This is a genomic window from Ensifer adhaerens (genome assembly GCF_001270265.1).
GTDB classification, from domain to species: domain Bacteria; phylum Pseudomonadota; class Alphaproteobacteria; order Rhizobiales; family Rhizobiaceae; genus Ensifer; species Ensifer adhaerens_B.
Genome location: NZ_LGAP01000059.1, coordinates 1 through 12,539, shown reverse-complemented (window position 1 = coordinate 12,539; position 12,539 = coordinate 1). Strand labels below are relative to the sequence as shown.

The following is a 12,539-nucleotide window of genomic DNA, read 5'->3' as shown; positions in this document are numbered from 1 at the left end:
TCTGGCCAACGCGCTGCTGGAGGTGGTCGAACATCAGAGTGTCTCACGCGACACCATCCGCCGCCGGCTGGACGACAACGACCTGAAGCCGTGGCAGAGGAAAATGTGGTGCATCGCCAAAATCGATAGCGAATATATCGCCAGGATGGAGGATCTTCTCGACCTCTACGCTGAGCCGCATGATCCTAAGCGACCCGTCGTCTGCTTCGATGAAAGTCCGATCCAGCTCATCGGCGAAGTGCGCGTGCCTATCGTCCAGAAACCGGGAAAGCGATACCGCTACGATTCTGAATACAAGCGCAATGGCACGGCCAACCTCTTCGTTATGGTCGATGCCAATAGGTCGTGGCGCAAGGTCAAGGTCACAGATAGGCGCGCCAACGAGGACTTCGCCGTCTGCATGCGCGACCTCGTCGACGGCGATTATCCCGACGCCGACTGCGTCCGTGTGGTGATGGATAACCTATCAACCCACACGGCCTCTGCTATTTATCAGACGTTCCCAGCCGCTGAGGCACGTCGGATTTTGCGACGTCTGGAATTCCACTACACGCCCCGCCACGCGAGTTGGCTCAATATGGCCGAGATCGAGATCGGCGTTATGCGCCGACAGTGTCTTGACCGCCGCATCGACAACCGCAACCTGCTCGAAAGTGAGGTTCAGGCATGGGAGCGTCGTCGAACCGATAGCGGTGCCCAAATCCGATGGATGTTCTCAATCGAGCAAGCGCGCGAAAAGATGGCTAAGTCTTATCCAACACCACAGGTCAACGAGTCAGAATCTCGGTGACGGGACACTAGTTCCACCGCCATCTTTTTTGGCCTGGCGACATCGAAGGCCGTTAGATGCCGGCCCTTGCGACTATATGCAGTTATCCCCAGGAACCGTGATGGAGGAAGTGGATTAGCCGCTGATAATAATAGTGATCCTTTGCAGAAATGCTAGGCTTCGCCATGAGTGAAGTGAGAATCAGTCGTGATGAAATGAGATCTAGCGGGACAGTTCTTCGGACGGCTTTGTTTTTCGGTGTCTGTCTGCTGGCCACAGGCTGTGTCTCTGAAGAGGGTCGGTTAGGAAACGACGTCGACTCGATTCTGGGCTCAGTGACAAGCGCGGACCTGCAGGCGCGTACACTCAGAAAAGGTGGCAATTCGACGCTCGGCTATGCATCCGCCGGATCGGCTGACGCCCGCCAGCCGGCGATATACTCGACCTCTCGCCTCGGGGTGGTCGCCGCTCCAGATGGCGGGGAAGGTGCAAGCGGCGATAGCGTCAGTCTGAATTTTCAGGGGGCCGAGCTTCGTGACGTCGTGCAAGCCATCCTGGGCGATACGCTTGGCCAGACTTACACGATCGATCCGAAGGTAACCGGGACGGTGACGTTGTCGAGCGCTCGACCGGTTCCTCGTGACGACCTGGTGTCCATTCTCGAATCGCTGCTCGAAATGAATGGTGCCGATCTGGTTCGGCGCGGCAGTGCCTTTCAGATCGTCGAAGCTGGATCTTCGGTCGCCGGCCAGGTCAGCATGAAAGGTCGCCCGACGGGCTTTGGCATAACGGTCGTGCCGCTGAGGTATGTTTCGGCGCAGGCGCTTTCGCGACTCGTCGACGGCTTCGGCGCGCGTCCGGGCTCGCTGCGAATTGACACCACGCGCAACGCTATTCTGATCGCCGGCAGCGGGCCGGATCGCGAGGCGGCGCTGGAGACGGTGACAGCATTCGACGTCGACTGGATGAAAGATCAGTCGGTGGCCGTCCTGCCGCTTCAGCATGCCCGCCCCGAAGCCGTCATTCCCGAACTCGAGCGGATTTTCGCCAGCAAGGGCGACAACCTCATACAGTTCATGTCGATGCCGAGACTGCGTGCCGTTCTGGCGGTTTCACAGAACCGGACACTGACGGAACGCGCCCAAACCTGGGTCCGCCGTCTCGACCGGGAGAACCCTGATCTCGGGCAAAGCGTTCATGTCTATCGCGTCAAATATCGTGACGCGACGAAGATTGCCGAACTTCTGCAGCGCCTGTTTGCGGCCAACGAAGAGGCTGAAGGCGAAGAGCAGGCGGCGCCCACTGACGCGGCCACGCAGGACGCAGCAGCCACCGACGAAGATGTCGTCGACATTGACCCGGCGCGCTTCGGCGCTCCTTTGGAGCCGGAGCTTGGGGCCGAGCAGGTTCGCATCCGCTCAGATCCATCCAACAATTCGATCGTGATCTACGCCGATCTCGAGATGCGCAAGCGCGTGCTTGCCGCCCTGACGCGGATCGACGTTCCCCAGCTCCAGGTCGCGATCAGTGTGACGATGGCGGAGGTTCGGCTCACCGACGAACTGCGCTTCGGCGTCCAGTATTTCGTGAAGAGCAAATCGGTCGGTCTGGGCAACGACAACGGATCGTTCGGTCTGTTCAAAGTTCTGGCCGACAACGTCGCCCGCGAGGTTCCCGGCTTCAACTTCGTCCTGGGTTCGGAAAGCAGCCCGGATGTGATCATCAGTGCGCTGGATAAGATCACTGACGTTCAGATACTGTCGTCGCCGTCGCTGGTGGTGGTCGAGAACGAAGTCGCGCGCTTCCAGGTCGGCGATCAGATCCCGATCATTACACGTACGGTTGTGCCCGTGGAAGCCCCCGATGCGCCGGTCAGCAACCAGGTGGAATACCGGGACACCGGCATCATCATGAACGTACGCCCGAGGATCGCCGAGAACGGCGTGGTGGCGATGAGAATCGACCAGGAAATATCGAACGCAACCAATGGCGACAGCCTGACGCCGGTCATCTCCAACAGAAGCATTTCGAGCTCGGTATCGGTCCTCGACGGCCAGACGGTGCTGCTTGGCGGCTTGATCAGCGAAACGCAGGAGCGCGGGAAAGACGGCATTCCATTCCTCAGCCGACTGAAGCACGTCGGTAGCCTGTTCGGCAGCAAAAACCGTTCGAATGCGCGAACAGAGCTGCTGATCATGATCAGGCCGATGGTCATCCGCGATTCACGCGATGCGCAGAGCGTTGCCGAGGAGTTGCAGGGGCGGATGTGGGGCATGGGCTCGAAAGCATTGAAGTAGTGCTGCTTTCTAAGCACATTGGCCCGGACTTACTTCCGGTCGTCGTCGCGACCGTGGCTGCGCTCGTGGTTGGGCTCGCAACCCTCGAAGCGGCGCGAGTATTTCTGTCGGTGCTACTTGCTGGCTGCATGGCAGGTATCACACTTCAGGATTGGCGAAGCCTCAGGGTTTCGGATTTTACCAATGCGCTGGTCGCCGTTATCGGTATCACAGCATGGTTCGTTGGCGTCGATCCGGTGGGAGTGGCGACGTCGCGGACTCTCCTTCAGATCGCCCGCGATGCCGCACTGACCGGCGGGGCATTGCTGTTGGTGCGAGAGTTCTATTTCAGGCTCCGCGGTGTCGAGGGGTTAGGACTGGGCGATATCAAACTCGGCGCTGCTGCAGGTATTTGGATCGGCTGGGAAAATTTTGCGTTGGTTGTTTTTTGTGCAACTTTGGGCGCGCTTTTGTTCGTACTGGGTTCGACGATGAAGCACGGTCATTGGCCGCCAGGGCGACGCATTCCTTACGCCTCGTTTCTAGCCCCGGCAGTCTGGGGTGCATGGTACTTGGCCCAGGTCTTTAGGTAAATTGTCGCCTGCGTGTCCTCGACCGATGCCAAGGCATCGCTCTGCGGTATGCTTCTCGCCGGATGTCCGTGGACGATCCCACGCAATCGGTAATATCAGCGCAGGTTGGTATCAGTCCGGCGATGACGGTCTGCATTTTCGGCAAACCGAAGAGTGGGTGGCTGCGACAATGGGCTGTGCCGACTTCCATTGCGATGACACAGGGCTGCAGAGACGCCATAAACTTCGAAAATTGAGAGCGAGAAAGCTAGCCGACATTGCGTCGGTGCTAGTCCTTCTTCGTAGTGTTCAGATGCCGCTGCGCCATCAATGCCGCCTCGACGCGGTTTTTCGTTCCGAGCTTCATCAGCAGCCGGCTGACATGAAACTTGATGGTCTTGACCTGAACGCCCATCTCCTCGGCGATCGCCCGATTGGTATAGCCTCGGCCGAGCAGGCGAAAGACGATCTCCTCCTTCGGTGAAAGAGCGTCGATCAGCTTCTCGACCTTGTGCTCCTCCGTCCTGCTGCGGATGACGCCGAAAAGCCGCATGCCGAGATTGGGCGACATATAGGAGCGCCCCGCGGCAACCGCGACGATGGCTGCGACCAGTTCCGGCGCCGGCGTGCCCTTCAGGACATAGCCGGCCGCCCCCGCATCGAGCGCTTCGAGCACGTCGTCGTCTTCCTCCGAGACGGTCAGCATCACGACCTTGGTGTCGGGCCACCGGCTGGCAATATCGCGCGCAGCGTCGATGCCGTTTCCGGGCATGGAGATGTCGAGCAAAGCCACATCGGGCGATAATCTCTCGACGAGGCCGAGCGCTTCGGCCTTCGAGCCGCCTTCGCCGATCACCGAGAGCCCCTCCTCAATCCGTAGCGCCTGCAGCACGCCCATGCGAAACAGGGAATGATCATCGACGACGATGACCGAGGTCGATTCACTCATCGAGCATGCCTCCTCCAAGATCCAGCATCATCGTCAACGCCGTCCCCTCCGGCCCGGGTTTAAACTGAAGCGTGCCGCCAAGGCTTTCCACCCTCTGGCGAAGCCCGTGAATGCCGAGTCCGCCCTCGCTTTTCCTTTCGGGGGCCGGTTCGCCTAGGCGCCTGCCGCCGTCGCGCACGCTGAGCGTCAACACCGCGCCGTCGATGCGACAGACCACCTTTTGGTCATTGCCGGAGGCGTGTCGGTGAGCATTGTTGAGGCCTTCCTGGACGAAGCGATAGGCACAGGTCTTGATGACAGCCGGCAGGGCTATGTCGGCGCCCACCGTTTCGACGCGCACAACTGTTCCTGTTCGCGCCTCATGCAGTTTTACGGCGCGCGCGATGACCTGCTCGAGGTTGAGGCGGTCGATGTCGGGCAGCAGAAGCGAGCGGGCAATCATCCTGATCTCGCGCAGAGCCTCATCCAGCGTTCGCCCTATCGCCTCCAACGACTGCTCGCGCTCGCCCTTGGTCTTGGCGCGGCGCGCCGGTTCGATCTGCAAAACCGCAAAGCCGATGAGCTGGGCCGGCCCATCGTGAAGATCGGCGCCAATGCCGCGCGTCAGTTTCTCGTTGAAATCCGTCAGACGCAACGAGGCGAGGCGCGCCCGGTCGCGCAGCATGCGGATTTCTTCCGACACCCGTTCCGCCTCGTAGGCGCGCTGTTCGAGCTTCTGGCGCTGTCGCTCGATCGTTGCGCTGCCGCGATGCACGATGCCGAACAGTCCGAGCATGATCAAGGCGGACGCACCGGCGACGATAATCCAACTGCTGAGCCGCACCTCGAAGATTTCCCGATGCAGGAGCTCGGTATCCTCCTGCACCTCGGCGACCGCGACGATTGCCGCACTGTCGGCCCGGCGCACCGGACTGTAGATTTCCAGATAACGCGTGCTGAAGTGGCGAAGCGTGTGCTCGCGGGCACTCAAGTCGGCATACTCGGCGGCGACCTCGCCGCTCAGGGCTCGAACGAGACCCGCCGGCGGATTGAACCGGCGGCCGATCAACTGCCTAGAGGAGGAGTAGGCCACCGTTCCATCCGGACGCCAGAGCTCGAAATAGGGAAAGCGGCTGCGGAACTGCTGATCGGCAAAAAGGTGATCGAGTCTCGCGATTGTCGCCGGCGAGAGTTCCTTCGCTTCGTCCAGCTCCTGAGCCATGGGTTCGAGGATGCTCTGCATGAAAAGCGCGGTGGATGCCGCCCGGTCATGAGCTGTGTTCTTGGAAACCTCTTCGGAAATCAGATAGCCGGCAATCGCCGCGGCAAGAAGGATCAGCACGCTGCTCGCCAGCAGAAACTGGACGGACAAGGTCTGGCGATGAAACCAAAGTCCTGGCGATGACCACCGTCCGTGCCGCGCCGGATCGAAGCGTTCCTCCAGTGCCGGAGCATCCCCCGATATGCCATCCAAAAGATCAGTCAAACTGCGCCGGTCCCTCCTTCGGGTCATGCGCGAAGCAGAATTTGTCCGCGAGCCCAAATCAAAGCGCTGCCTTGTCGCATGATGATCGCAGTATTTTCACAAATTGAAAGGGCGGTCGCGAACAACATCTTTGGGTCAGACTATATCTGGACCTAAGTCCAGTATCCGTTGCGGCCCTATTCTACTTGTCACGCCGACAGTGGTCGGAATGACGGTCCGACATTCGTCGGCGATTTCGCCCGACTTTGCGACGTTTCTTTCTTCGCTGTTTCCGCCGAACATCTCAGCATCAACAGCAAGGCCCTGATCGAGGGATCGGGCAATCAAACGATGTTGCAACCGACGTGTGCAGGCCGATGCCTGCCCGTCGGGGTGTGGAACTTTGGCAAAAACAGGCGGACGCGGCTGCGTTACGGCCGACGGAGGGTAAAATGGTACAGCTCAACCGGCATGACCTCGAATTCATCCTGAAGCAGATCAAGCTCGCGGAGCAGCATTCGGCTGGCACGCCGCTGACGGCGCTGGTTTCGAGCGGACTTATTCCCTACGGCCTGAGGACCGTCGACGGCAGCTACAACAACCTCGCTCCCGGACAGGAGCACTACGGCTCCGCCGACCAGCTGATGCAGCGCCTGCTCGATCCTATCTTCAATCCGGCGGAGGGTGCGCCAGCGGGACTGCACAGCCCGGGCTCTCCCGCTACGCAAGGGAGCAGCTACCAGCAGACATCCGGTAACGTCTACGATTCCCAGCCCCGTCTGATTTCGAACCTGATCGCCGACCAATCGATCGGCAATCCGGCCACGATCATCTCGGCACTGACCAATCTCGGGCACGCCGATCCGTTTTCGGTCCTGGCAGTACCGTCCAACCTGGGGGCCTATACGTCTGCTGTGACGACCTATACGGACTTCGTTGCCGCGGAAAAGACGCTGGCAACAGCGAAGGCGAGTCTTGCCGCCCTGTTCTACGGACCACCGCCGACGCCTGAAGCAATCGTTGCCGCCCAGGCCGCGGTTGCCGCTGCCGAGACCGATCTTGCCGACAAGCTCACGACCAAGGAGGCAGCCTACGCAGTTCTCGAAGAGACCCTCGGCGTCACCATGGAAGGTGACTCGGTTTTCGTTCCGAACGTTTCCGCCGACCTTGGCGACACCCCGCCTTTCAACGGCTTCTTCACGCTCTTCGGCCAGTTCTTCGATCACGGCCTCGACCTCGTCAGCAAGGGCGGCAGCGGCACGGTCTATGTTCCGTTGAATCCGGATGACCCGCTCTACGTTCCCGGCAGCCCGACCAACTTCATGGTGCTGACCCGTGCGCAGAACCAGCCCGGCGCCGACGGCATCGTCGGTACGGCTGATGACATTCGCGAGCACAACAACGAGACGACGCCTTGGATTGACCTCAACCAAGTCTATACGTCCAATCCGTCGCATCAGGTGTTCCTACGCGAATACATCATGGTCGACGGCAAGCCGGTGGCGACGGGGCGGATGCTGGAAGGCGCCAATGGTGGGCCGGCGACCTGGGCGGACGTCAAGGAACAGGCGGCCACCAAGCTCGGCATCCTGCTGACGGATGCGGACGTACTTCGCGTGCCCGCCGTTGCCACCGATCTTTATGGAGAATTCGTTCGCGGCGCCTCCGGCTTCCCGCAACTGGTGACGTCATCAGGCGCCGTCGAGGGCAACCCGGCGCAGCTTGCGATCGCGTCCCAGGCGCTCTCGGCCGGCCGCGCCTTCCTCAACGACATCGCGCATAGCGCCGTGCCATCCGGCCCGGTCGATCACGATCGCAATCCGGCAACGCCACCGGTTGTCGTCACGCCGGACGACGACACGGTCGCCGGCAATCCGATCGCCACCAACATGTACGGCATCGCCACGACCTACGACAACGAGCTGCTCGACGCGCACTACATCGTCGGAGACGGCCGCGGCAACGAGAATATCGGCCTGACCTCTGTCCATCACCTCTTCCATCACGAACACAACCGCCAGATCGACGAGATCAAGCAGGAGCTCCTGACCGGTCCCAACACCGATCTCGCCTTCCTCAACGAGTGGCTGCTGGTCGACGTCACGGCGATGCCGACGAGCCAGGCGGAAATCGATGCTCTCGTATGGGATGGCGAACGTCTGTTCCAGGCCGGCCGTTTCTCGACGGAAATGGTCTACCAGCACCTGGTGTTCGAAGAGTTCGCGCGCGCCGTCGCACCGAATGTCGACGCCTTTGTCTTTTCCAACAGCATCGACCTCGATCCCGGCATCGCCGCCGAGTTCGCGCATGTCGTCTACCGTTTCGGCCATTCAATGCTGACGGAGGACGTATCCCGATTGAACCTGCTGCTCGGTACAGACGGGGAGGTTACCGGCCAGCAGCAAGCCGACATGCTGTTGATGGACGCCTTCCTCAACCCGATCGCTTTCAATGGCAGTGGCGTCGATGCGGAGGCTGCGGCTGGCGCGATCCTGCGCGGCATGAGCCGTCAGGTTGGCAACGAGATCGACGAGCACGTCACCGATGCGCTTCGCAACAATCTCGTTGGATTGCCGCTTGATCTGGCGACCCTCAACCTTGCCCGTGCCCGAGAGACCGGCGTTCCGTCGCTCAATGCCGCCCGCCGTGATTTCTATCAGCAGACCCAAGACAGCATGCTGCGTCCCTACGAGAGCTGGTACGATTTTGCGCTCCACATCAAAAACGCTGCCTCCCTGATCAACTTCATCGCTGCCTACGGCACGCACGAAACGATTGTTGCGGCGACGACGATGGAGGCGAAACGTCTGGCCGCAAATGCCCTCGTCCTCGGCGGACCGGACGCACCGGCCGACCGGCTCGACTTCCTCAACGGTACAGGCGCTTGGGCTTCGGCTGCCAACGGCGTAACGACGACCGGTCTCGACACTGTCGACTTCTGGATCGGCGGCCTTGCCGAGAAGAAAATGCCGTTCGGCGGCATGCTGGGCTCCACCTTCAACTTCGTCTTCGAAGTGCAGATGGAAAAGCTGCAGAACGGCGACCGTTTCTACTATCTGAGCCGCACCCAGGGTCTCAATCTGCTCAACGAACTGGAGGCAGATTCCTTCGCGCAGCTGGTGATGCGCAACACCGATACGGAGGATCAGGGCGTGCACCTCAATGGCGCCGCCTTCCAGGCCGCCGAATACATCCTCGAAATGGATCAGGCCAAGCAGTTCAATGCCGGGCTTGGCGATCTCGACCCGACCGGCGGCAATCCGATCCTCGAAGCGATCAATCCGCTCGTCATCCGCCAAGACCGGGATGGCGATGGTGACGTCGACTACATTCGCTTCACCGGCGGCCAGCATGTCGTTATCGGCGGAACCTCCGAGGACGACATCATCATCGGCGGCGAGGGCGACGACACGCTTTGGGGCGGCGCCGGGAACGACCGGCTCGAAGGCGGCTTCGGCGTTGACCACCTGCACGGTGGCGACGGTGACGACATCATCACCGACAGCGGCACGGATGTGGGGGCCGCCGACGTGATCCACGGCGATGCCGGCGACGACGTCATCAACGGCGGCAACGGCCTCGACCTGATCTTCGGCGGTGACGGCAGCGACTTTCTCTATGGGGGCAGCGAAAGCAAGACCATCAGCGGCGGTGAAGGCAACGACTTTATCCGTGGCCCCGGCGGCCCGAGCTTCCTTGCCGGCAATGAAGGCGACGACTGGATCGAGGGCGGCGACGGCTTCGACACGCTCGCCGGCGAAAACTCCGAGCTGTTCTTCAACTCGACGATCATCGGCCACGATGTCTTGAACGGCCGCGGCAACGACAACGACTACGATGCCGAATCCGGCGACGACATCATGTTCCAGGGACCGGGCATCCAGCGAAACAACGGCATGGCCGGCTTCGACTGGGCGATACACAAGGGCGATACGCTCGGCGCCGACAGCGACATGAACATCTCGATCTTCGTCAACCAGCAGAACAACATTCTGCGCGACCGCTTCGATCTCGTTGAAGGCTTGTCGGGCTGGAGCTTCAACGACAAACTTCGTGGACGCGACGTGGTGATCGGCGCATTTGACGCCGAAGGCAATGCCGCACAGATCGATCCAAACGCACCGGTCGATTCCTATTCAAACGCACTGCTGGAGAAGAACCTCAACCTTGTCTCCGGGCTTGCGGCACTGACGAACCACCTTGCCCGTACCACGGTCACGGTGGCCGGGAAGACCGAGACAATCGTCATGGACACGGCCGATGCCTCCGACATCCTGCTCGGTGGCGGCGGTAGCGACGTGATCGAGGGCATGGGCGGCAACGACATCATCGATGGCGACAAATGGCTGAACGTGCGCATTCTGGTATCGCCGGATCTTTCCCGCGGCCAGGTCTGGCAACCCTTCAGCGTCGATACGCTTGCCGATATCCAGGTCCGGATGTTTACCGGCGAGATCAAGCCCACTCAGCTCCAGATCGTGCGCGAGATCGTCGATGGCGGCAATGCAGGTGATGTCGACACTGCGGTCTATTGGGACGTGCGCGCCAACTACACGATCACCGCCAATGAAGACGGCAGCCTTACGGTTTCGCACACCACGGTGGGAGCGGCGATCGTCGATCCGACGACCGGACGCAACCGGGAAGCCGATGGCACCGACCGCCTGTTCAACATCGAGCAGCTGAAGTTCGCCGACGGTATCGTGGACACGGCAATCTTCTTCAACCAGCCGGCAACGGGCGCGCCTGTGATCAGCGATCTGACACCGACCGAGGGGCAAGCGCTCACCGTCAACGTCTCGTCGATACAAGACGCCAACGGCCTCGGTCCGTTCTCCTACCAGTGGCAGGCGCTCATCAACGGGACATGGAGCAATGTCGCCGGCGCCACGGCGGCGACTTTTACGCCGCAGGATCTCGCCGGCGCCCAGTTCGGTGCCCAGGCAGGCCTTCAGCTGCGTGTCACCGTAAGCTTCACCGATGGCAATGGCCATGTCGAAACGCTCACCTCACAACCGACGGCGCCGGTCGGAGCCAACTGGAGTGCCGGCCTGTTCGGCGCGACATTCAACGGCACGGCGGGTGACGACATCGCCGAAGGTGCAAGCGGCATCGCCGGCATCGGTGGCGGCGACACACTCAACGGCAATGCGGGCAACGATCTTCTGAACGGCAACGCCGGTGGCGATACGTTGAATGGCGGTGCTGGCAACGACGTGCTGAATGGTGGCGGCGGTTCGGATGTGGCAGTTTACGGCGGCGCGATCAGCAATTTTGCGATCACCAGCAACGGCGCCAACGTGACGGTCACCGACCTGACCGGCACTGAAGGCACCGATACGTTGAATGGCGTGGAGACGCTGCGCTTCAATGGCACTGACTATGCGATTACTACCGGATCGGGCGCCAACAACACGCTCACGGGTGGCAATGGCTCGCAGGCGATCTTCGGCTTGGCCGGCGTGGACAGCATCAACGGCAGCGCCGGTAACGACTACATCGACGCGGGCGACGGCAATGACACCATCGTCCAGGTCGGCAGCACCGGCGGACGCGACATCGTCAATGGCGGCGCCGACGTCGATACCTATCAGCTGAATGGCAGTTTCGGAGCGGAAACCTTCGTGGTCTATGCACGGGCGGCGGCAATCTCTGCCTTGCCCGGTCTTATCCTCAACGGCAATACCGAAATCGTCGTCACCCGCAATGGTGCGGTCATCGCCGAACTCGATAATATCGAGGAAATCCGCGTCAACACGCTGCAGGTGACATCGCCCGGCGGTGCCGGCGGCGGCAGCAACGGTGGTGATACGATCCAGGTCATTGGTGACTTCACCGGCACCAGTCTCAACTTTTCGACCATCACCATTGATGGCACGGCTGGGGACGATGTGATCGACATCACCGGTCTGCAATCGGCGCATCGCATCGTCTTCCGTTCGAACGGCGGCAACGACACGATTGTCGGGGCGTTGCGGTCGCAGGATGTGATCGAACTGATCGAGGGTGCGAGCCTTGCGGATTACGACGCCAGCGAATTCGACGGCGTGACCACGCTGACGAACGGCTCGCACACGATCTCGTTTGCCAGCGGCAGTGCGCCTGAGGTCCGGGCCTGGTCGGGCGACGATCATCACGACGATGACGACGACGACGACGACAGCTGCGGTTCCGGCGACGGCGACGGTGACGGCGACGGTAGTGGCGATGGCGACGGTGGCGAGACGCCGTTGCCGGTTGCGGCGCGCACGCTGATCGGCACGGCGCAGGCGGATGTGCTGCTGGGGGGTGCGGCCGCGGACGTGCTGCTCGGCGGGGCTGCCGGCGACATCCTGTCGGGCGATGGCGGCCACGACGTGCTGCGCGGCGAGGACGGCGAGGATGTGCTGACCGGCGGTGACGGCGACGACGTTGCCTCGGGCGGGTCGGGCGATGACGAGATCCACGGCGGCACCGGGGCCGACATGCTGTTCGGCAATGGCGGCGACGACCTGATCTACGGCGACGCCGGCAACGACGTCATCGGAGG

6 protein-coding genes are annotated in these 12,539 nt (G+C 61.4%); 4 read left to right on the top strand and 2 right to left on the bottom strand.

Features of this window, described 5'->3' with window-relative positions; translation table 11 throughout:
* The 3 genes from AC244_RS34270 to AC244_RS34260 form a co-directional block, all read left to right on the top strand.
* Positions 1–790 (top strand): IS630 family transposase (locus tag AC244_RS34270; protein ID WP_082367343.1); only part of this gene is annotated, 790 nt, incomplete at its 5' end.
* Positions 791–1,104: 314 nt separating this feature from the next.
* Positions 1,105–3,066: a type II secretion system secretin GspD gene (gspD, locus tag AC244_RS34265; RefSeq protein WP_234717128.1), complete on the top strand. Its 1,962-nt coding sequence runs from the start codon at positions 1,105–1,107 to the stop codon at positions 3,064–3,066.
* The gene (locus AC244_RS34260; RefSeq protein WP_234717127.1) at positions 3,066–3,638 is read left to right on the top strand and encodes a prepilin peptidase; all 573 of its coding nucleotides are present in this window, start codon (positions 3,066–3,068) and stop codon (positions 3,636–3,638) included. The genes gspD and AC244_RS34260 overlap by 1 nt, the downstream gene beginning before the upstream one ends.
* A gap of 268 nt (positions 3,639–3,906) precedes the next feature.
* Here the strand turns inward: AC244_RS34260 and AC244_RS34255 are convergent, their stop codons facing one another.
* Together AC244_RS34255 and AC244_RS34250 are read right to left on the bottom strand one after the other, a co-directional pair.
* Positions 3,907–4,566, bottom strand: coding sequence for a response regulator (locus AC244_RS34255; RefSeq protein WP_053253282.1), 660 nt, complete (start codon positions 4,564–4,566; stop codon positions 3,907–3,909).
* Positions 4,559–6,031: a sensor histidine kinase gene (locus tag AC244_RS34250; RefSeq protein WP_234717126.1), complete on the bottom strand. Its 1,473-nt coding sequence runs from the start codon at positions 6,029–6,031 to the stop codon at positions 4,559–4,561. The genes AC244_RS34255 and AC244_RS34250 overlap by 8 nt, the downstream gene beginning before the upstream one ends.
* A gap of 431 nt (positions 6,032–6,462) precedes the next feature.
* On the opposite strand from AC244_RS34250, the gene AC244_RS38710 reads away from it, so the two are divergent.
* On the top strand, positions 6,463–12,539 hold a 6,077-nt coding region (locus AC244_RS38710; RefSeq protein WP_053253281.1), incomplete at its 3' end, for a peroxidase family protein.

Excerpts from the sequence above, each read along its gene's own strand:
- AC244_RS34255 (WP_053253282.1), bottom strand. The coding sequence starts at position 4,566 with ATGAGTGAATCGACCTCGGTCATCGTCGTCGATGATCATTCCCTGTTT.